Source organism: Haloferula sp., assembly GCF_049672945.1.
Lineage (GTDB): Bacteria > Verrucomicrobiota > Verrucomicrobiia > Verrucomicrobiales > Akkermansiaceae > Haloferula.
Genome location: NZ_JBATWY010000032.1, coordinates 1 through 20,818, shown reverse-complemented (window position 1 = coordinate 20,818; position 20,818 = coordinate 1). Strand labels below are relative to the sequence as shown.

The 20,818-nt window shown below is 60.1% G+C and carries 17 protein-coding genes; 6 read left to right on the top strand and 11 right to left on the bottom strand.

Going from position 1 to position 20,818, the window contains the following annotated elements:
- Positions 1-2,371, bottom strand: a 2,371-nt coding sequence (gene mutS, locus WBG04_RS02735; RefSeq protein WP_424312820.1) for a DNA mismatch repair protein MutS, incomplete at its 3' end; no start/stop codon positions are given.
- Between the two features lie 298 nt (positions 2,372-2,669).
- Between mutS and WBG04_RS02730 the strand changes: the two genes are divergently transcribed.
- Positions 2,670-3,077 (top strand): cytochrome b562, encoded by a 408-nt coding sequence (locus WBG04_RS02730; protein ID WP_424312819.1) that lies wholly within the window; start codon positions 2,670-2,672, stop codon positions 3,075-3,077.
- A 72-nt stretch (positions 3,078-3,149) separates the two neighbouring features.
- Here the strand turns inward: WBG04_RS02730 and WBG04_RS02725 are convergent, their stop codons facing one another.
- Genes WBG04_RS02725 through WBG04_RS02710 form a run of 4 tightly spaced genes read right to left on the bottom strand, consistent with a single transcriptional unit; the run spans position 3,150 to position 5,906 of the window.
- Positions 3,150-3,881: a lysophospholipid acyltransferase family protein gene (locus WBG04_RS02725; RefSeq protein ID WP_424312818.1), complete on the bottom strand. Its 732-nt coding sequence runs from the start codon at positions 3,879-3,881 to the stop codon at positions 3,150-3,152.
- Positions 3,878-4,858, bottom strand: a complete 981-nt coding sequence (locus tag WBG04_RS02720) for a phosphatidate cytidylyltransferase (RefSeq protein ID WP_424312816.1) — start codon at positions 4,856-4,858, stop codon at positions 3,878-3,880. Before WBG04_RS02720 ends, WBG04_RS02725 begins: the two co-directional genes overlap by 4 nt.
- Entirely contained in the window at positions 4,855-5,550 is a 696-nt protein-coding gene (locus WBG04_RS02715; RefSeq protein WP_424312815.1) for a CDP-alcohol phosphatidyltransferase family protein, read from the bottom strand. Before WBG04_RS02715 ends, WBG04_RS02720 begins: the two co-directional genes overlap by 4 nt.
- A complete protein-coding gene (locus WBG04_RS02710; protein ID WP_424312814.1) occupies positions 5,547-5,906 on the bottom strand; it encodes a hypothetical protein in 360 nt (119 codons plus the stop codon). The genes WBG04_RS02715 and WBG04_RS02710 overlap by 4 nt, the downstream gene beginning before the upstream one ends.
- Before the next feature lie 190 nt (positions 5,907-6,096).
- Here WBG04_RS02710 and WBG04_RS02705 point away from each other — a divergent pair, with 190 nt between their 5' ends.
- Positions 6,097-6,780 carry an RNA polymerase sigma factor gene (locus WBG04_RS02705; protein WP_424312813.1) on the top strand — a complete coding sequence of 228 codons (684 nt, stop codon included), beginning with the start codon at positions 6,097-6,099 and terminating at the stop codon, positions 6,778-6,780.
- Between the two features lie 143 nt (positions 6,781-6,923).
- Here WBG04_RS02705 and WBG04_RS02700 read toward each other — a convergent pair whose 3' ends face one another.
- From WBG04_RS02700 to WBG04_RS02685, 4 genes are all read right to left on the bottom strand, one after another.
- Positions 6,924-10,253: a protein kinase domain-containing protein gene (locus WBG04_RS02700; protein ID WP_424312812.1), complete on the bottom strand. Its 3,330-nt coding sequence runs from the start codon at positions 10,251-10,253 to the stop codon at positions 6,924-6,926.
- Positions 10,254-10,434: 181 nt separating this feature from the next.
- The gene (dinB, locus tag WBG04_RS02695) at positions 10,435-11,475 is read right to left on the bottom strand and encodes a DNA polymerase IV (protein WP_424312811.1); all 1,041 of its coding nucleotides are present in this window, start codon (positions 11,473-11,475) and stop codon (positions 10,435-10,437) included.
- Between the two features lie 234 nt (positions 11,476-11,709).
- On the bottom strand, positions 11,710-12,426 hold the full coding sequence (locus WBG04_RS02690) for a DUF2202 domain-containing protein (protein WP_424312810.1): 717 nt from the start codon (positions 12,424-12,426) through the stop codon (positions 11,710-11,712).
- 367 nt (positions 12,427-12,793) lie between these two features.
- Entirely contained in the window at positions 12,794-13,393 is a 600-nt protein-coding gene (locus tag WBG04_RS02685; RefSeq protein WP_424312809.1) for an NUDIX hydrolase, read from the bottom strand.
- Positions 13,394-13,691: 298 nt separating this feature from the next.
- Between WBG04_RS02685 and WBG04_RS02680 the strand changes: the two genes are divergently transcribed.
- From WBG04_RS02680 to WBG04_RS02670, 3 genes are read left to right on the top strand one after another with little or no spacing between them, the layout of a single operon-like run.
- Positions 13,692-15,800, top strand: coding sequence for a M3 family metallopeptidase (locus WBG04_RS02680; RefSeq protein WP_424312807.1), 2,109 nt, complete (start codon positions 13,692-13,694; stop codon positions 15,798-15,800).
- Positions 15,801-15,804: 4 nt separating this feature from the next.
- Complete coding sequence (gene gmk / locus WBG04_RS02675) at positions 15,805-16,401, top strand: guanylate kinase (RefSeq protein WP_424312806.1); 597 nt, start codon at positions 15,805-15,807, stop codon at positions 16,399-16,401.
- The gene (locus WBG04_RS02670) at positions 16,398-16,922 is read left to right on the top strand and encodes a flavoprotein (protein ID WP_424312805.1); all 525 of its coding nucleotides are present in this window, start codon (positions 16,398-16,400) and stop codon (positions 16,920-16,922) included. The genes gmk and WBG04_RS02670 overlap by 4 nt, the downstream gene beginning before the upstream one ends.
- 23 nt (positions 16,923-16,945) lie before the next feature.
- Here WBG04_RS02670 and WBG04_RS02665 read toward each other — a convergent pair whose 3' ends face one another.
- Both WBG04_RS02665 and WBG04_RS02660 read right to left on the bottom strand, forming a co-directional pair.
- Positions 16,946-18,550, bottom strand: a complete 1,605-nt coding sequence (locus WBG04_RS02665) for a SpoIIE family protein phosphatase (protein WP_424312804.1) — start codon at positions 18,548-18,550, stop codon at positions 16,946-16,948.
- A 68-nt stretch (positions 18,551-18,618) separates the two neighbouring features.
- Positions 18,619-19,317, bottom strand: coding sequence for a hypothetical protein (locus WBG04_RS02660; RefSeq protein WP_424312803.1), 699 nt, complete (start codon positions 19,315-19,317; stop codon positions 18,619-18,621).
- Between the two features lie 123 nt (positions 19,318-19,440).
- Here WBG04_RS02660 and WBG04_RS02655 point away from each other — a divergent pair.
- Positions 19,441-20,818, top strand: a 1,378-nt coding sequence (locus WBG04_RS02655) for a class I tRNA ligase family protein (RefSeq protein ID WP_424312802.1), incomplete at its 3' end; no start/stop codon positions are given.

Genomic DNA, 20,818 nt, shown 5'->3' with positions numbered 1-20,818 from the left:
AGATGATCTCTTCGTTCCACTCGCGGACGGCGACGTTGTAGTTGGTGACGGCGGGGCGGGTGTTCGAGAGGTCGGTGAGCTCGTGGTAGTGGGTGGCAAACAAGGTGCGGCACTTGATTTCGTCGTGAAGGTGCTCGGCGACGGCCCAGGCGATCGAGAGGCCGTCGAAGGTCGCCGTGCCGCGGCCGATTTCATCGAGGATGACGAGGCTGTGCTCGGTGGCGTGGTTGAGGATGAGGGCGGTTTCATTCATCTCGACCATGAAGGTGGACTGGCCGCGTGAGAGGTCGTCGCTGGAGCCGACGCGGCAGAAGATGCGATCTACTAGACCTATCGTAGCACTTTCGGCGGGGACGTAGGCACCGATCTGGGCCATCAGGGTGATGAGGGCGACTTGGCGGATGTAGGTTGATTTGCCGGCCATATTTGGGCCGGTGAGGATTTGGAGGAGGTTGTCCTCGGGATCGAAGGCGGTGTCGTTGGGGACAAATTTTTCGTCGACGAGGGTTTGCTCAAGGACGGGGTGGCGTCCGTTGGTGATCTCGATGGCGCGGGTGGCTTCGAGACGCGGGCGGCAGTGGCGGTGGGTTTGGGCGGTTTCGGCGAGGGCGCCGAGGACGTCGAGCCGGGCGATGGCGGCGGCGGTTTGTTGGAGGGAGTCGAGGTGGGTGCAGACTTGCTGTCGGAGCTCGAGGAAGAGTTCGTATTCGAGCTTTTTGGCGCGTTCTTCGGAGCCGAGGACTTTGGCTTCCATTTCCTTGAGCGCGGGGGTGATGAAGCGCTCGGCGTTGGCCATGGTTTGCTTGCGGGTGTAATCGTCTGGCAGGGTGGCGGTGGCGAGCTTGGCGGTGGAGATCTCGATGAAGTAGCCGAAGACGTTGTTGAACTTGATCTTGAGGGTGTCGATGCCGGTGCGCTTGCGCTCCTGGGCCTGGAGGTCGGAGATCCACTGTTTGCCGTCGCGGGTGGCGGAACGGAGTTCGTCGAGCTCGGGGTTGTGGCCGTCGGCGATGAGGCCGCCGTCCTTCAACGTTGCGGGTGGTTCGTCGCTGAGAGCGGTGGTGAGGTGCTGGGTGAGGTGGGTGTGGTCGTTGAGGCCGCCTTCGGCGGAGTGCCAAGTGCCGAGTGAGCAGTGATCAGTGGAAGAGGCTGGGTGCGGGCTGTTAGGGGGAGGTGTGGGGGCGGTTTTCGGTTTGGGCTGGCCGCCGTTCATGACCGGGACGGTCATGCCACTGGTAGGGGTGAGGCACTGGAGGTCTTCTTTTAGGGTGGGGATGTGGGATAGGGAGATGGCTAGGGCCTGGAGGTCGCGGGCGTTGCCGGCGCCTTGGCTCAGGCGGGCGGTGGTGCGTTCGATGTCGCGGATGCCTTGGAGGGATTCGCGGATTTTGCTGAGGATGAAGGGCTGCTCTAAGAGGGCGGCGATGAAGTTTTGTCGCTCTAACAGCTCATCGATGTCGCGGAGGGGGTGGAGGATCCAGTCGCGGAGAAGGCGGGCTCCCATGGGGGTTCTGGTGCGGTCGAGGACACCTAACAGCGTGTGTTTTTTTCCGGAACGTGAGTCGATGAGGTCGAGGTTCGCTTGGGAGGCGGAGTCGATGAGGACGAGGTGGGAGTCTTCGCGGACTTTGAGCGAACGGAGGTGTTCGCAGGGTCGGCGAAGCTGGTGGATGAGGTAGTGGAGGATGGCGCCGGCGGCTCCGGTGGCGGCGTGCATTTCAGCGCAGCCGAAGCCGTGGAGGGACTGGACGGCGAAGTGGTCCTTGAGGAGCTGGCTGGCGGGATCGGGGAGGAAGGCGAAGGCGTCGTAGGCCTGGGCGGCATTGAGGGCGGCGAAGGCGGGGATTTGTTCGTCGGAGTAAAGGAGCTCGCTGGGGGTGAGGCGGGCGAGTTCGTCGTCGAGCGGGCCGCGCTCGGGGAACTCGGCGACGGTGAACTCGCCGGTGGTGTGGTCGACGCAGGCGAGGCCCCACCTTTTTCCCTGCTGATAGACGGCGGCGAGGTAGTTCGGGCGGGCGTCGTCGAGGAGGTGGGCTTCGATGATGGAGCCGGCGGAAATGATGCGGGCAATCTCGCGTTCGACGAGTTTGCCGGGGATCGGCTCGGAGGTTTGTTCGGCGATGGCGACGCGTTTGCCGGCTTTGACGAGCTTGGCGATGTAGGCGTCGGCGGCGTGGTAGGGGACGCCGCACATGGGGATGGAGTTGCGGCGGGTGAGGGCGACGTTGAGGATGGGGGCGGCGTTTTGGGCGTCCTCGAAGAACATTTCGTAGAAGTCGCCGAGGCGGTACATGAGCAGGACGTCGGTGGGCAGCGAGCGGCGCATCTTTTGATACTGCGCCATCATCGGGGTGAGCTTGGTGCCGGACATCGGGGTGAGGATGGGAGTGGAGGGGGCGGGTGAGAAGTGAGAAGTGTTTGGTGGGAAGAGGAGTGCTGGGGTGGGGCGGGCTTTGGGGTGCAGGATTCAGGGGGCAGGGGGCAGAAAGGCAAAAGGCAGGGGTTTGGCGGAGCTGCCTTTCTGATCCCTGAATCCTGACCCCTGATCCCCAAAGCAGGAACGGCCGGATAGGTGTGTCGTGAGATGGGGCCGACCAAAGTCAGCGGTCCGGCCCTAAGGTCGGCGAGAAGTTGACAGAACGGGACGACTCGGCATGTATTTCCGGCGTATGAAGAAATTTCTTATTCCGATGCTGTTGGGGGCGCTGCTGCCTGTGATGTCCGTGCGTGCCGATGACTCTCCGCTGGCGGAGCAAATGGAGATCATCGATGACGCCTACAAAGCGCTGCGTCGGACGGACAATGCGGCCGAAGGTGCCAAGTTGGCTGTCGAGGCGCAGAATGCGGTTCTCAAGGCGGCCACGATGACGCCCGAATTCATCGAGGCGGGTGGCCATCCCGAAGGCAAGGCGAAGGCCATGGTGTCCTACAAGAAGCAGATGGCCCACCTGTTCGTTATTTTCTGCGATATCGAAGGGGCTTTCCTAGCTGAGGAACTGGACAAGGTGCAGGACTTCGTGATGGCCCTCAAGGACTCCAAGAAGCAGGGGCACAACGAGTTCATGGAGGACGAGTGAGGCTCGCCTGATTGAGAATTTGCGACCCGCGACCGGTGGATACCGGTCGCGGGTTTTTTTTGTGTGGAACGATCAGGCCGCCAGTGGCTCGCCGCCGAGTTCTCGGACTTCACCCTCCAGTTGCTGGGAGATGGCGCGCCAGCTACTGCCGGTTCCGGGGTGATCGGGGAAGGTCAGAGGTTTCCCAATCCGGAGTTTGAGGGAGCCTTTGGAGGGGATTTTTTGAGAGGACGGCCAGGCTTCGTGGGTGCCGTGGATGTGACAGGGGACGACGGGGATATCGGTGCCGGCGACGAGCATGCCGATGCCCGGCTTGAAATGCCCCATGCTGCCGCTGCGGGAGCGGGTGCCCTCGGGAAAAACGAGGAAGCAGTCATTGTGGGAGGTCAGGGCGTTCCGGAGTCGGAGCATGCCGTGGGTGTTTGCTTTGCGGCGCCATAGCGGTCTGAGATTGAGGAATCGGGAGGAAAACCAGCTTTGGATGAAGGATTTGAAGAAAGTGTCGCCAGCGGCGAGCGGCGTGAAACGTGAGCGGAGTGACGAGGGGATGACGGAGCCGAGGAGAAGGGTGTCGAGATGGGATCCGTGGTTGGCGACGATGACGACGGGGCCTTCGGTGGGAATGTTTTCGATGCCTTCGATTTCGAGAGTGTGCTGATGGCGGATGCCGAAGCGGATGAAGGACCAGGTGAGATGGTGGAGGGCGGATTCCCAAGCGGGTGCGACCCGATCCGGCGCGACGAGTTGCTCGATCCAGTGGTTTTGAGAAGTTGGGCGGACAAGTGGATGGGCGATCTGGATCATGGGAGTTGAGTTGTTAGAGGCTGGAGTGTTGGGAGGGTGTGGATCAGGCCGAGTGCGAGGGCGACGACCGGGGCGGCGAAGAGGAGGCTGTCGCAGCGATCAAGAAGTCCGCCGTGACCGGGGAGGGTGTTGGCGAGGTCCTTGAGGTGGAGGTCGCGTTTGATCGATGAGAGGATCAGGTCACCGGCGGTGCCTGAGAGGGAGAGGATCAGCCCGAGGGGAATGAGAAGGGTGGGGTTTCCGAGCATTTCACCTTGGAAAAGCAGGCTGCCGCTGAGAGTGACGAAAGTGCTTGTGAGCAGCATCGCTCCGATCAGGCCACCGCGGGTTTTGCCGGGGCTGGTGTGGATGCAGAGGGCGGTGCGGCCGAAGGTCTTGCCGCAGATGAAGGCAAAGACGTCGTTGAGTTCGGTGCTGAGGATGAACCAAAGAAGGAGGGCGGCGTTGTTTTCCAATCCGCCGAGGAAGCCAAGATGTCCGGGCCAGAGTCCGCAAAGCATGAAGCCGAGGTTGGTGAGGGCGATGCGTTTGAGGTAGCCTTCGGGTTGATCGCGAAGCAGGGAGGCTCCCATGCTGAGAACCGCGACGAGGGGGGCACTGAAGAGCAGGAGTTGGTAGTCGTGCTTGAAGACGGCGATGGCGACGATGAGCAGTCCGGCGACTACGGAAGCGAAGAGTGGCAGGTCGCGGGCGAGGCCGGTGGCGTGGGCGAACTCGCGAAAGCAGAGGACACCGAGCAGCAGAACGGCGACGGCGATGCCGGCGGGGCCGATGAGGATGGGAATCACGGTGGCTGGAATGATGATGGCCCAGGTGCGCAGGCGGAGGATCAGCTCGCGGTGGAGCTTTTCACCGGTGACGCCAAGGCGGTGGAGAAGCGACGAGACGATCCAACCGAGAGCGAGCGCGCTGAGCGCGGTGGCGGTGAGCCAGAGTTCGCGCGGGTCGATGGAGTTGATGAGGGATGCAAGATTCATGAGTCGAGGGTTCCCTGGTTCAGTTCGATGGCGGCGTGACGAAGACGGACGATGGAGGTGACGAAGGTGCCGACGACGACCAGTGCGAGAGAGATGCCGATCGGTCCGATGCCTTGCCCGCTGAATGACAGTTTCCAGTCATTCAGCGGGAGCAAAGCCAGCGAAGCCATGGCCAGACAGACGACGACCATGCGTGCCGGTTTTGCCATGGGGCCGCTGTAGTCGGGGGAGGCACCGGCCAGTTGGACCTGGTTGCGGATACAGGCGGTGACGACTGCGCCAAGGGCTGCGGCCCATCCGAGCGTGGGATGACTGCCAATCGCATAGCCGGCGCCAGCGAGGATGGCGATGTCCGAGATACGGTCGGGCACTTCGTTGTAGAGGAGCCCGACACGGCTGGCGCGTTTGGTTTCGACTGCGAGCACGCCGTCGAAGATATTACAAGCGCCCCGAAGAATGATGGCTAGGATCCCGGCGAGGAGGATCGATCGCTGGATGGGGCTTCCGTTTTTGAGCGAAGGCGTAAGATAGAGCAGGGCTCCGGCGGCGAGACCGAAGATCATGCCGAGGACGGAGATTTGGTTCGGAGTGATACCGGTGCCGGCGGCCTTTTTGAGTAGCCAGGTCCAGCAGCCGAGTTCGCGCAAGGCGAGGGGTCGGCGGTTCTCGATTTGTTGTTTGATGGTGATCATGATGTTTTACCCATGAGGTAGATGCCGGAGACGAGAAGCGTCATGCCGGCGAGGTTGACGGGACGGATTGGAGTGCCGAAGGCGAAGAGTGAGATGGCTGCGGCGAAGATGAAGGTGGTGGCATAGACCGGGTAGAGAACGGTCAGGGCGCCCCCTTTGCGAAAGGCGGCGACGAAGAGCACCATCACGGCGATGTAACAAGCGACGCCTGCGAGGAGGCGGGGATTGGCGAGGTAGGAGGCGAGCGATCCTGTTGCCGTCTTTGCTCCGGTCTTGTAGAGGAAGGATCCGGTGGCACCGCAGACGGAGGCGGCGAGGATCATCGCGATGGAGAGGGGATGGGTGGATTCGGTCATGGTTTCAGCTTCTACCCACTACCTCCGGATCCGTTCGCCGAGGTTACAGGTGAGAGGTGAAATTTACCGAATGATCTTCTTTTCTCCCCAAGCGGGTCGACGGGTGATACGAACAAGTTTGATGGTCGCTCCTTCTTCAGACACAAGTGCCACGAGGTTGGGTGGTTTTTTCCCGAACACGCGCTGGAGCATGGTGATCGCCGCTCAGGATTCTCCGAGCCTTGAGCGTGGTGAGGCTTTGGGCGAGCTGTGCCGCATCTATTGGCGGCCGGTCTATCTCTTCATCCGCCAACGTGGAAACTCGCCGGAGGAAACGGAGGATCTGACACAGGAGTTCTTTTATCGGCTGGTGGAGGGGGATTTGCTGAGTGCCGTGAGTGGACCTGAGCGGGGACGCTTGCGGTCGTTTCTCTGTGTGGTTTTGAAGCGCTTTCTCGTCGACGACTATCATAAACGTATGGCGAAGAAGCGAGGTGGTGATCGGAAGATGGTCGATATCGATGCGCCCTCGGTTGAGGGGCTTCTTGCAAATGAACGGCAGGACGAGAGTGATCCGATTCTTGCCTTTGACCGGCAGTGGGCGATGGATCTGTTAGAGGAGGCGCTTCGGCGTTTGAAAGTGGATTACCTGCGTGCGGGGAAGGCGGATTTGTTCGAATACTTCGAGCCGACGATCCAGCCTCAGTCGGACCGGGTAAGTCATGCCGAATTGGCTGGCGAAATGGGGATGAGCGAGGGTGCCGTGAAGGTGGCGGTGCACCGGTTTCGTCAGCGCTATCGCGAATGCCTGCTGGCGGCGCTACGCGATACTCTGGCCGAGGATGAAGACCCGGAGGAGGAGTTGCGCTATCTTCTGTCGCTCTTTTCCCGCTGAATGAAGGATGTGCTACGGATCAAGATTTGTGGCGAGCCGACAGGGAATCAAGCGTCGCTACACGACGCGGGAGTTTGGGGAGCGATAGTCCGTGGACTAGAGTCCACGGCTATCATGAATCGTTCCTGTGGGGCGGAGAAGCTTTAACGGGAGGCAAGAGGCTTGGCGAGGTGCGCGCCGATCACGATCGGGATGTCGGCTTTCTCAAAATCCTCCATCGTCGTCCAGTCGATGCCGAGTCGATCAAATTCCGTGCGGACGGCCATGAGGTCCCAGATGAAGAGTCGGCCATCGCGGCCTTCGGTTCCGATCAAAGTGCCGTCGCTGCTGATGGCGAGCGGCCATTGTTTGTCGAAGTTCGGACGGGTGAGGACTTCCATCGGGGTTGACCTTGGGTTGAGGACTTTGAGTTCGTCGCGTTGATGGGAAATGGCGAGGGCGGTGCCTCGGGGACTGAAGACCATTCGGCCGGGGATATCGGCCATGTGGTTGTCGATTTGCAGTTCTGTTAGTTCGTGCCAGTCGTCATTCGCACTCCAGAAGCGATAGGTCGATGAATCGCCGGTAGCGAGAAGGACACGGCCGTTTTCGGCTTCCAAAACAGGAGAGAAAGCCACGGTGGCGGCGCCGGCGGCAGGGAGTTCCTTGATGAGTTTGCCATCGGGTAAGCTGTAGATGCGCACGCCATCGGACCGGTTGCTGCCGATGGCAAGCCAGCGGCCTTCGGAATCGATGTTGAGTTTGGTTTTTGGCGCGGCCTCCTGAAGCAAGCGGGTGGATCCATCTTCTGTGGAGACGAGCCAGATACCGGAATCGCTGGCGGCGGCAAGGAGAGGGTGCTTCGGCGCGATTGCGAGTTGCCGGCAGTGGGTGAGCTTGCTGAATGGTTCGGCGGGACCAAAGTGCATTTCAAGTTGCCCCGATGCATTGGGGCGCAGGGCCCAGGAGCGACGAATGATGCCTTCGTTTCCGGCGATGTAGAAGGAGGTGGGCGAAAAGGCGAGGCCCGCGGGATTGGTGACGTCCGTAAAGCGGGCAAGCGCTTGTCCATTGCGATTCCAGAGAATGACGGCGTCCGTGCCGGCGGTGGCGAAGGTGAGACTGAAGGCGCCCCGTTTCCCGAGGTGAGTATCCCAAGCCGCGGCGACGATGCCGCCGCCTCCCGGGTGGCCGACGGCTCGGTGACAGACGTTCGACTGCCGGATGCCAAGGGTGAAAAGATTTTGTTCCCAGGTCACCGGGCCGAGCTGAGCGCCGTCGGGCGAGAAGGAAAAATTCCCAGCGCGTGCCTTGTGAGTGGAGAGGAGGGACCCATGGCGGCCGTCCCAAAGTCGGATCTCCCAGTCGGAGCTGGCACTGGCGAAGAGCCGTTCGTCAGGGCTCCAGGTAATCTGCTGAATTCCGGCGAGGTGGCCGGCCAGGCGGTGGGCGGAGTTGAGGATGCCGGGTTCGAAGACGGACAGCGAGCCATCGGCATCACCCATGGCGAGGAATTGTCCGGACGGGCTCCACGCAAGTTGAGTTGCTTCGAAGCCCAGACGATTTTCGATGATCTCACCGGACTCGCCATGGAGGATCAGCAGGCGACCGTCGAGGATGTTGCCGGAAGCGCTTTGCAGGCCGACGGCCAGCTTTTCGCCACCCGGCATCAGGTCCAGCGAGATCGGGTTGCCGGGCAGGGGAATGGAAGGGCGGAGGGTGCGGCCATTCCAATCGAGGAAGTTGATCGAATTGGTGATGCCGGTGACTATTCCCTGGTGGTTTTCTAACAAGTCAAAGGCGTGATGACTGATGCTGGTCGCTGGCATGGTGACCGTATTGTTGCGCCAATCAATGACCTCGATTTGGGATTCGGAGGCGGATTCGGAGGCGATGACGAGCAAGCCGTTGTTCTCGCCGGCGAAGACCAGACGGGCGTTGTCGAGTGGCATGTCGGTCGCGACGGTGGCGATCAGTTGGTTGCCGGGACGATCGCGGATTTCGATTCTCTCCGGACTCCAGGCCAAAGCTGCGAGTTGATGATTGGGCGCAAAGGTAATGGGAATCAAGGGGTCCCCGAGAGGAAATCCGGGGCCTTCCTTTTCCATGTCACTTCCAGCGAGGCAGGCGAGGGCTTCGTTGCGTAAGTCTTCGGCAATTTTGATCTTGGAGGCCTCAAGAATGGCGCTGAGCGAATTGCTCCGCCAACCCGAGACGCTGGCGAGGCGCTCTGCTCTGGCGCGTTCGATGAGGATTTCCCGATTGGCTTTTCGCTGGGCGTTCAGTGCCATCGAGCTGGCAACGATGCCGACGATCAAGGCGAGGAGTGCAAAGCTCGCGATGATTACCCCGACGCGGTTGCGGCGGACGAATTTTCCCATGCGATAGGTGGTGCTCGGTGGGCCGGCATTGACGGGGAGGCCGTTCATGAAACGGCCGATATCAATGGAAAATCCCTGCGCGGTGTCGTAGCGGCGCGTCCGATTTTTATCGATGGATCGCATGATGATCCAGTCGAGGTCGCCGCGGAGATCTCGCTCGAGGCGATTGGCTTCAGTCTTTCGCACGTTGGCGATCCGCGAGCGCTTCTGCGTATCGATCGAAGCGAAGTGGCTCGATGGTTTCTGAGGCTCATGCTCGCGAATGAGTCGCCGCATTTCATCGAATCCATGATTGACGAGAAACTCCCTGGTGAGTGGAAGGCAGCCGGTGAGGAGTTCGTGGAGGAGCACGCCGAGTGAGTAGATGTCGCTGCGTGTGTCGACATCGAGCGCGTTGAGCTCGGCCTGCTCGGGGCTCATGTATTCCGGGGTGCCGACGAGGCGTCCGAAGAGCGTGAAAAAAGTCTGCTCGGTGAGCTCGATGCCGATCGCCTTGGCCACTCCGAAGTCGATGATCTTCGGGCAGGCGATGCCTTCGTCATCGTGGCTGACGAGAACGTTGCTTGGTTTGAGGTCGCGGTGGATCACCCCTTTTTGGTGAGCGTGCTGGACGCCGCCGCAGATGCGCATGAAGAGTTCGAGCCGTTCTTCAATCGAAAGCCGATGCTCGTCGCAGAACGTTGTTAGAGGGAGCCCGTCGACGAGCTCCATGACGAAGAAAGGTCGGCCGAGAGCGGTGGTTCCTGCATCATAGACTTTGGCGATGTGGGGGTGATCCATCAGGGCAAGCGCCTGACGTTCTGCCTCGAAGCGGGCGATGACTTCGCGTGAATCCATGCCTGGCTTGATTACCTTGAGCGCGAGAATTCGGCGGACCGGTTCGCGCTGGACGGCACGGAAAACGACGCCGAAGCCGCCTTCGCCGATCTGTTCGAGCAGTTCGAAGCGACCGATGGTGTCGCCGGGTTTCTCCGCGATTTGGTCGAGCGAGTCTTCAGGGGAGACATCGAGTCCTTCCAAGCCAACGCTCAGGTAGCAGGCCGGGCAGTAGTCACCCCGAGATGAGCTTTTGCGCTGCGCCCCGCATTTCGGGCAAGGGGATGAGAGGTTCAAGGATGAGATGGTAGTGAAATGGATGGGTGCAGCAAGAAGATCCTGCTGTCCGGGAATGAGTGGGAATATCGTCTATCTCTGGATTCCTTGGCGTGGGTTACAGGAAGGTTTGGGAAAAAGCGGGGTGGATGGTTTGAGTAGGCGGATCCGGGGGTCCGCGGTCGCCCGCAGCGTTGCAAACTCACCAGAGGTCGAGCTGTCGGTCTTCGCCTTCGGGATCGCGGAAGCGGACGCCGACTCCCAACAGCCGGACGGGCTTGTTTTGCCCTCGCTTCCAAGCTTCGGCGAGGAGCTCTTCGTAGATGGCAGGCTCGACTGATGAGCTGGCGCGTTCGGCGGTGGTGCGGGTGAAGTCGGCGAACTTCAGTTTGATGACCAGCGAGCGGATGATGCGGTCGGCGTGCTTGCGCGCGAGGTCTTCGCGGATGCCTTCGAGCATGCCGCGCATGACTGGTGTTAGTGCGGGGAGGGTGAGGATGTTTTCGGAGAAAGTGTTCTCGCTGGAGATCGATTTGCGGATGCGGTGGGTGCGGACTTCGCGGGTGTCGATGCCGCGGGAGAGTTCGTGGAGTTCGAGACCCCAGTTGCCGAAACGGCGGGCGAGTTCGAGTTTGTCGAGTTGCTGGAGGTCGCCGCAGGTGTGGATGTTCAGTGCGGCGAGTTTCGCTCTCATCTTCGGGCCAATGCCCCAGAGTTTTCCGACGGGAAGTTCGCGCATGAAGGCATCGACGTCTTCGGGCGGGACGTAGTGCTGGCCGTCGGGTTTGTTCCAATCGCTGGCGATTTTGGCGATGAGCTTGTTGTGGCAGATGCCGGCTGAGGCGGTGAGGCCGGTCTCCTCGCGGATCTGGGCGCGGATTTCGCGGGCGACGGCTTCGGGTGACGTCTTGAGGTGGGAGACGTCGAGATAGGCTTCGTCGAGGGAAAGCGGTTCGATTTTTTCCGTGAAGCGGCCGAAGATGGCACGGATGCGGGCGGACTCGGATTTGTAGAGATCGAAGCGGACGGGAACGAGGACGAGGTGGGGGCAGAGTTCGAGCGCCCTGAAGACGGGCATGGCCGAGCGGCAGCCGAACTTGCGGGCCTCGTAGTTGGCGGTTGTTAGAACGCCGCGACGTGAGCTGCCACCGACGCCGATCGGCTTGCCGCGCAGCTCGGGAGCTTCGCGCTCCTCGATGGCGGCGTAGAAGCAGTCCATGTCGATGTGGATGATCTTGGGCAACGGGCCAAGGAAACGCCAAGACGCCAGGGAAGCAACGGTTTGTGGTGGTGGGGAGCCCGGTGGTGGCAGGGTGGGTGCCTTGGGGCGGTGAGGTGGTTTGGGCTTTTTGGGATCAGGATTCAGGGGCTGGGGGTCAGAAAGGCACTTGGGTTGCCGAGCTGCCTTTCCAACCCCTGAATCCTGATCCCTGTTCCCCAAGGCTCGGAGCGCCGAGGGGATGTCGAGTCGGGTGCTTTAGCGGTTGGGTCCGCCTTGGCCGCGTGGTCCATTGCCTTGGCCCTTGCCTCTACCTTGGCGGGGTCCGTTGCCTTGACCTTGGCCGTTGCGTTGACCGCGACCTTTGGCTTTGTCTTGTCGATTTCCCTTCGGCTCCTGATTGCAGACACCGTCGCAGTTGCAGGCTCCGGGTTGCTGGGCAGAGTTCACGATTTTCTTAAAGTCGTTCTGCGGGAGGCTTTCCGGAGTGTATTCGCCACCTCGGTTGGTGAGGTTGCGATGGAAGGCGCGCAGGTGGTTGTTGGAAGCAGCTTCGAGAGCGGCGAAGGAGTCCTTGTATTCAGGTGAATCCTGCTGGGCTTTGCGGAGATCGGCGATGTCGAACTCTTCAAGTCGGACACCGACGCGGCAGGCGGCGAGCTCGGATTGACGTCCTTCACGCAGCCACTTTTTGTAGGTTTTGTTGAGGTCTTTGGTGACGAAACGTTTGCCTGCTGCTGGTTCGGGCAGGGCGATGCCTTTTTCTTTGAGAATCCCGGCCATGACTTCACGATGTTGTGCTTCGGAGTCGGGAATGTTTTGGAAAGGCATGATTCCGGGATGGGTCTTGCCGAGTTCCACGTAGAGGTCGTGGGCGAGAATCTCTTCTTCATAGAGTCTGATCAGGTCCGCCTCCTTGGCGCCTGCGGGGAGGAGTGAACTGATTCCGAGAAGGATGATGAGTGTTGGTTTCATGGTAAGATGTCTTGTTGAAGACATCGTTGGAACCGAAGCATGCTCGCGAAGTTTCGATGTGAAGAAGACATGCGCAGCGAGTGATGGGATCTGCGGATTTCGGCGCGATTTTGGGAAGGTGAGGTCGGAAGGTGGTTCGGGCTTCTTGGGTCGAGGAGTCAGGGGCTGGGGTTCAGAAAGGCAGTTTCGCCACCCGAGAGCCTTTTGCCTTTCTGCGCCCTAGCCCCTGCACCCTGATCCCCAAGGCGGGAAGAATGGGCAGGGGTTGTCGGCTCGCTAAGCGCCGGGTGGTTTGCTTCTCGGTCGGGGCCGGGGACTTGCGTGAGGGACCATTCGGCCGGTTGCAAACCGGCGCTCCTTGTCCTTGCTAATCGAACTCGGTGGGGAGTGAGGGGTCGGCGAGGTGGCGCAGGGCGAGGTCGACGTAGTGCGGGGCGCCACGGTGCGGACACATCTCGGGGAGAGCGTCGACGTCGAACCATTCGACGGCGTCGGTTTCGTGGGAGGTTTTGGCTTCACCGCCGATGATGGTGCAGGCGAAGGAGACCTTGTAGATGTATTCGAGTTGGTGCGGATGGCCTTGTTTTTGTTTGTCCCAAAAAGCGAGGACCTTGGTGGCTTCGACTTCGTAGCCGCTTTCCTCGCGAACCTCGCGGATGACGTTTTCGGAAGGAGTAAGGTTCACGTCCGCCCAGCCGCCCGGGAAGGTCCATTTGCCGATGCTGGCTTCGCGGACAAGGAGGACTCTTCCATCGCGGATGACGATGCCGCGGGTGTCGAGCTTGGGGGTTTGGTAGCCGACTTCGGTCGGCCATTGGAAGTCGGGGAGCTTGGAATGGAGGAGTTCGGCAGCGATTTCGTGGAGGCGGCGGTAGCGTTCGCGGTCGAATTCGGAGTCGCCGTAGTGGAGGCCACATTCGGCGATGCCTTTGATTTCGCGGCTGAGGGCGAGCAGGTCGTGGGTCATGGAGGAATGGTGGCAAATTCCGTGATGGAGGCAATGGCGCGGAGAAGAATCGGACCAGGATGGATGGGATGGATAAGATGAAGGTGGTGTAATCCACCAATCCTCCCGTCCCTCGTCGTGACTGAACTCCGATACCTGCCTCTGGATTCAGGCAGTGACTCCAAAATCCTACCCATCCGATCCATCCTGGTCCCACAACAATTTGGGTCGGCCCGGTTTCTTCCTCAACTTGATGGCTCTGTTGGGTGGTGTCGGGGATTTCGGTTTAATTTCCGGGGGGATGGGCTAGATAGGCGGCATGCACCCGTTTTTGGCTGAAGATTTTCATGTGAAGTGGTCGACCTTGGTGCCGGAAGCGGTCGAAGGGGACATCCGGCATGCGCTCGAAGTGGCGAAGGAAAACATCGAATTGATTTGCGCGCAGGATTCGGCGACGGCGACTTATGAGTCGACTTTTGGAGCCTTGGAGAAGGCATCAGAGGCCTTGGATCGCGGTTGGGGGCGTTTGAATCACCTGGATTCGGTGAACGACAATCCGGCGCAGCGTGAGGCGCTCAACAAGATGCTGCCGGAGGTTTCGAATTTCTATTCATCGATCCCGCTCAACCAGCGCTTGTGGTCAATCCTGCACGCCTATGGGTCATCGGCGATGACCGACGATCTTGATCCGATCCGGCAACGCTTCGTCGAGGAGACGATGCATGATTTCATCCAGAGCGGTGCGAATCTGCCGACCAATGAAAAGGAGCAGGTGGCGGAGATCCAGGCGAAGCTTTCCAAGCTGACGAAGGCTTATGGCGAGCACGTGCTTGATTCGACGAATGCCTGGGAGATGGTGATCGAGGATGAGGCGAAACTGGCGGGCTTGCCGGATTCGGCGAAGGCGGGGGCACTGGCCAATGCGAAGGCCAAGGGCCTGGCGACCGATGAGAAGCCGGTGTGGCGCTTCACGCTTCAGTTTCCTTCGATGTATCCGATTCTGCAGTTTCTCGATGATGACGACATCCGCAAGCAGGTCTGGGAGGCGTCTTCCAAGGTGGCTTCCGAGGGTGAGTATGACAACACCGAGCTGATCTGGAAGATTCTCGCGTTGCGGGATGAGAAGGCAAAGCTCCTCGGGCACAAGAATTTCGCCGACCTGACCCTGCAGCGCCGGATGGCCAAGGATGGCAAGACGGCGCTTGGATTCACCGAGGATCTGCACGACCGGATTTCAGAGGCCTATCAGCAGGAATGGCGCGAGCTTTGCGAATACAAGGCGGCAAAGTCTGGTGGCGAAGCCGAAGCACTGGAGCCTTGGGAGGTGGCCTACTGGGCGGAGAAGCGCCGCAAGGAGCAGTATGACCTCGATGACGAGGTGCTGCGTCCGTATTTCCCGGTGGATCGGGTGATGAATGGGATGTTCGAGCTCTGTTCAAAGATTTTCGGTATCAAGATGGTCGAGCGGGAGGCCGTTTACTATGAACCTGGTAGTTCAAAGGAGTCGGACAAGCCGGAAGTCTGGCACGAGGAGGTAAGGTTCTACGATCTGCTGGATTCGGAGTCGGGCGATCATCTGGGGTCTTTCTATGCCGACTGGCATCCGCGTGAGACGAAGCGCGGTGGGGCATGGATGAATTGCCTGGAAACGGGTCTGCCGGCGATCAATGGCGAGAAGCGGAAGCCACATCTCGGATTGATTCTCGGCAACATGAGCCCGCCGGTGGATGGCAAGCCTGCCTTGCTGACGCATCGTGAGGTGGAGACGATCTTCCACGAGTTCGGCCACCTTTTGCACGGCCTTCTGAGTGACGTTCCGGTGAAGTCTCTGGCTGGAACGAGTGTGCCGTGGGACTTTGTCGAACTGCCATCGCAGATCATGGAGAACTTCTGCTGGGATCGTCAGTCGCTTGATCTCTTCGCCCGCCATCATGAGACTGGTGAGGCGATTCCCGACGAGCTGTTTGACAAGATGATCGCGGCGCGAAATTACATGAGTGCTTCGGCCTTCATGAGGCAGCTCGCGCTCGGCAAACTTGACCTGGAACTGCATGTCCACCTCGACCGTTATGCAGGCCGGGATCTGGACGAGGTCGACCGTGAGATTCTCGCGGACTACCGGGTGAAGATGAAGACCGAGGCACCGAGCATGGCGCGTCGCTTCAGTCACCTCTTCAGTAGTCCGACGGGCTATGCGGCGGGCTACTATTCCTACAAGTGGGCGGAAGTGCTGGATGCCGATGCTTTCACGCGTTTCCAGAAGCACGGGGTGATTTCCGAGGAAGTCGGCCGCGAGTTTCGTGAATACATTCTTTCGAAGGGGAACTCGATGCCGGTCGATGAGTCGTTCCGTCGGTTCATGGGTCGCGATCCGGAGTTGGAACCCTTGCTTGTTCGGTCGGGGTTGGTGCAGACTTCGGCTGCTTAAGACGATGCGCACCGGAATCCTACTACTTGTCTCTGGACCCTCGGGATCCGGGAAGTCGACGCTTTGCCGCCGTCTGGAGGATGAGAGGGAAGTGTCTTTTTCGGTCTCCTGCACGACTCGTGCGCCGCGTCAGGGTGAGCTGCATGAACGTGATTACTACTTTCTGAAGAAGGAGGAATTTCTTCAGAAGGTGGAAGCGGGTGAGTTCATCGAGCATGCCGAAGTTCACGGGAACTTGTATGGCACGCTTCGCAGCGAGGTTTTGGAGCGTTTGGAGAACGGGGTGGATGTGGTGATGGATATTGATGTCCAGGGCGCAGCTCAGGTTCGGGCTTGTGAAGATCCGGTCATCCAGCGGGCCTTGGTTGATCTTTTCGTGATGCCGCCGAGTGAGACGGAGCTGGCGGCTCGTTTGACCGGTCGAGGAACAGATAGTGAGGAGGTGATCGCGCTGCGCTTGAAGAATGCGATCGAGGAGATGTCGCATTGGGCGGAGTACTGTTACCGGCTGGTCTCGGCAACGCATGAAGAGGACTACGCCAGCTTCAAAGCCTTGCTGATCGGCGAGCGAATGAGGGTTTCACGTCTTATGAATTCATGAACATTGTCTTGGGAATCACCGGATCGATCGCGGCCTACAAGGCGGCGGAGCTTGCTTCGCAGTTGATGAAGCGGAAACACGAGGTCCACGTGGTGATGACGCGCGCGGCGACGGAATTCATCACGCCGCTGACACTGCAGGTGCTGACGCGTCAGCCGGTGCTGGTGACGCTTGATGACGAGAAGCAGAGTTGGAAGCCGGGGCACATCGAGTTGGCGGACCAGGCGGATCTGTTTTTGGTGGCACCGCTGAGTGCGGATACTTTAGGGAACTTCGCGAACGGTCTCGCACCGGATCCGCTTTCCTCGATCTACCTCGCGCTGCCCAAGGCGACGCGGGTGCTGCTGGCTCCGGCGATGAACGGCAAGATGTGGGATCATCCGGCGACGCAGCGGAATGTGGCGCAGCTGGTGAAGGATGGATGCGAATTCGTGGGGCCTGCAGAAGGAGAGTTGGCCTGCGGCTACGAGGGCCTTGGGCGCATGTCGGAAGTGGCGGAAATTTTGAGTGCCTTGGGCTGACCGGATACCGGCAGACTGGCGGGCTACAGGTTTTTCAGTTCCATGCCCAAGAGGCAGACGTCATCGTCGAAATGATGACCCTCGGAGTGGGCGAGGACGGTGGTAATGACGCCGTCGAGCATCTCTTCGAGCGGTTCGTGTTTCCTTTTTTCGACCACCTTGATGAGGCCGGCCTCGAGGAAGTCTTCGCCTGCGGCGTTTTCCGCTTCGATGAGGCCGTCGGTAAAAAGCAGCAGGCGCCGAATCTGAGCGAGCGGGATTTCCTGTGAAGGGAAGTCGGCTTTAGGAATGAGTCCGAGGCCGGGTCCACGTTCAGCACGGTCGGCCGCCAATTGATGGACGCCATCGGGTCCGCAGGCGATGGCACCCGGATGGCCGGCGCAGGCGTAGGTTAGAACGCCTTTCCCGAGGTCGACCACGGCGTAAAAGGCGGTGGCAAACATCGTCGCATCGGCCCGGTCGAGGATGGAGGCGAGGCCATTGTTGAGCCCGCTGAGGTATTCGTCGGGGTCGGTCGCACTGGGGCGTTGCTTTTCCATCAGCCCGCGGAGCATGGCGACGACCAGGGCGGAGCGGACGCCGTGTCCCATGACGTCGCAGATCAGCAGGCCCGCGACTTGATTGGAGATGCGGACGATTTCAAAGAAGTCGCCGGCCAGTCCGGAGATCGGCAGGTAGCGGGCGCCGAATTGAAGTTGGTGGGTGTCGTCGTTGATTTTCGGAAACTGCGAGCGGGCGAGTGCTTGCTGGATTTCGCGGGCGAGCTGGACCTCTTCTTCGTAGACCTTGTTTCGCTCCGCCAGTTCCAGGGCAAGATTGGAGGCCTGGTGCTGGGCGCGGACGAGTTCGGTGACGTCGCTGGAAACGCCGAAGGTGCCTTTGATCTTTCCGCGGCTGTCGAACCAGGGAAACTTCGAAGTCAGGACCCAGGTGCTGCTGCGTCCTTCCCTGACTTCATGTTCGAGCTTGCCGGTGATGGCCTTGCCGGTAGCCATGATTTCCTTTTCGTCGCGAGCGGCTTCCTCCCAATGCTCGGAGGCGAAAAAGTCCCGGTCGTGTTTACCGGTCACCTCTTGAGGACTGGCGGCATTGTTCCATTCAGCCATGCGCTGGTTGGCGAGAACGAAGCGGGATTCGGTGTCCTTGAAGTAGACCTGCAGGGGCACGTGATCGATGAGCAGGCGCAGCTGGTGGCGTTCTTCCTCGATCTGGGCTTCCGCGGATTTACGGCGGGAAATATCGATCATCGATCCAGCGATGCGAGTGGCGTGGCCGGCCCGATCCCGGACGACGCTGCCGCGGATCCGCAGCCAACGCCAGCCATCGCTGCCGGTGTGAACGCGACAGTCGATGGAGAACAACTCAGGACCACCACCATCGAGCGCGTTGGCGAGAGCAGAGCGGAAGCGCTCCCGGTCATCTTTATGGATGGTTTTGTGGGGTGGGGTGAAAAAGTTCGGAGCCTGACGGTCGCCACATTCGAGGAATTCGAGAATGCGGCGGGAGTAATAGATCTCCTTCTGGTCAGTCCACCAGTCCCAGATACCCTCGTTCGAGGCGCGGAGAGCAAGCTCAAGGCGTCCTTCGGTCAAATCGTTGATTTCGTCTCCTTCGGGCGTCGGAGTCATGAGGTGTCAGTCAAGCAGTAGAAGGGCCTGACGGCAACCGGATTCCGGAAGAAGCCGGACATGACGCGTCAATCAGGAAGCTTCGGATGGCGGATGTCGATGGGGCGTCCTTGCCAGAAAGCTTGGGCGGGGTCGAGGAGCAGGGAGCCATCGGCGAGGAGGATTTGGCCACGGCGGTTGATGTCGAAAGGTGGGTTGTGAAAAGGGTCGTTGCCGCGATGGAGGAGAAGGACGGCGGCTTTCTTGTGGTAAGGGCCGCGCCAGGCGAGGTAGGTTCCCGATTTCATCGGGGCGAGGAGGAGCGGCAGGCGGGGATCTGATGAGCTGTTCAGTCCATAGACGTAGCTCATGCCGACTTCGCCGGGGGCGAGAGCTTGGTCGGCGGTCATGATGCTGTCGGGTTTGTGAATGCCCTCGGGGTGGGTGGCGTAGAAAATTTGCTCGCTTTGAATACCGAAGGCAATGAGCTGGCGGAAGTAGGGGTTGGAGTAAGGGCCCGTGAGGGCCAACAGCTTGGTGCCAGTGGATTCAATGACGGTTCCCGCGGTTTCGTCGTTGGGGAATGAGCCGTATTCTTGGTCGAATTCGAGGAAAGCGAGGCTCAGCGAGCGCATGTTGTTGATCGCCTGCTGGCAGTTGGCGGCGCCTTGCTGCTTCCGAATGAACGAGTAGAAAACGAAGGCAAAGATCGCGAGAAAGGTGAGTGCGAGGACTCCCTTGGCACGCTTGGGTTGGCGTTTTTGGGGTTTTGGAGAAGAATTGGGCAAGATTGAAGAAGACTGAGGGGTTTTCGGGGTTTTGGAATTGGGAAATTGGACATTAGGAATTCAGCCCGGAACCGGGCGTTGACCGGGTGGGGGCGGGTTGCTAGCGTCCGCGCCCCTTTTCAGATGAGTAGAGACGGAGCATACAAAGACACGATCCTGCTGCCGCAGACCGATTTCCCCATGCGCGGGGATTTGGTGAAGCGGGAGCCGGAGCGGCTCGCCCAATGGCAATCCCTAGGTCTCTACGAACGCATTATTGCTCGTCGTAAGTCACAGAACGCCAGAAAGTTTGTTCTCCACGACGGTCCTCCGTTTGCGAATGGCGATGTCCACATGGGCACGGCCCTCAACAAGGTGCTCAAGGATCTGGTGGTGAAATCGAAGACCATGGCGGGCTTCGAAGCGCCCTTCATCCCGGGCTGGGATTGCCACGGACTGCCGATCGAATTCAAGGTGGTGAAGCAGGCCCAGGGCCTCGAGCCGGCGGAGATTCGCCGTCGCTGCGCCGAATTCGCCACCAAGTTCATCGATATCCAGCGGGCTTCCTTCAAGCGGCTCGGTGTCTTCGGCGATTGGGAAAATCCTTACCTGACGATGGCACCCGGCTATGAGGCCGACATCGTGCGGACCTTTTCGAAGTTGGTCGAAAAGGGTGTGGTCTATCAGTCGAAGAAGCCCGTCCAGTGGTCCTATGGTGCGCACACCGCGCTGGCCGAGGCCGAGGTCGAGTACAAGGACAAGGTCAGCCCGGCGATCTTCGTGAAGTTCCCACTGACGCCCAGCGGTGCGAGCAAGCTCGGGATCGGCAATGCGTCGATGGCGATCTGGACGACGACGCCATGGACCTTGCCCGCCAACCTCGGCATCGCAGTGCATCCGGACTTCACTTACGTCGTCGGTGAGTTCAGTGGCAATGGCCGCAAGGAGATCCTCGTGGTCGTGCGCGAGCTGGTCGAAGCCCTTTGTGAGAAGACCGGCATGCGTTTGGTCAAGGTGATGAAGGAAGTCAAAGGCCGCGAGCTTGAGAAGCTCGAGGCGAAGCATCCTTTCATCGATCGGAGTTCCCTCATCATTCTCGGTCAGTTCGTCACCACGGAAACCGGCACCGGTTCGGTGCACATTGCTCCGGGTCACGGTGCGGACGACTATTCGGTCGGCCAGCAGTATGGACTCGGCGTGCTTTCGCCGGTCGATGACGATGGCAATTTCACCGACGAGTGCGGCTTGCCCGAGCTGGTCGGCAAGCACGTTTTCAAGAGTAACGATTTCGTGATCGAGCTACTTGAATCGAAAGGGATGCTGCTTGCTCAGGAAACCTATGAGCACAGTTACCCGCATTGCTGGCGCTCGAAGACGCCGATCATTTTCCGGGCAGTCGAGCAGTTCTTCATCTCGCTTGATGAACTGCGTGACAAGGCGCTGCAGGAGATCGACAAGGTCGAGTGGCTGCCGGCTTGGGGGCGCAATCGCATTTACGGAACCGTGGAAGCTCGTCCGGACT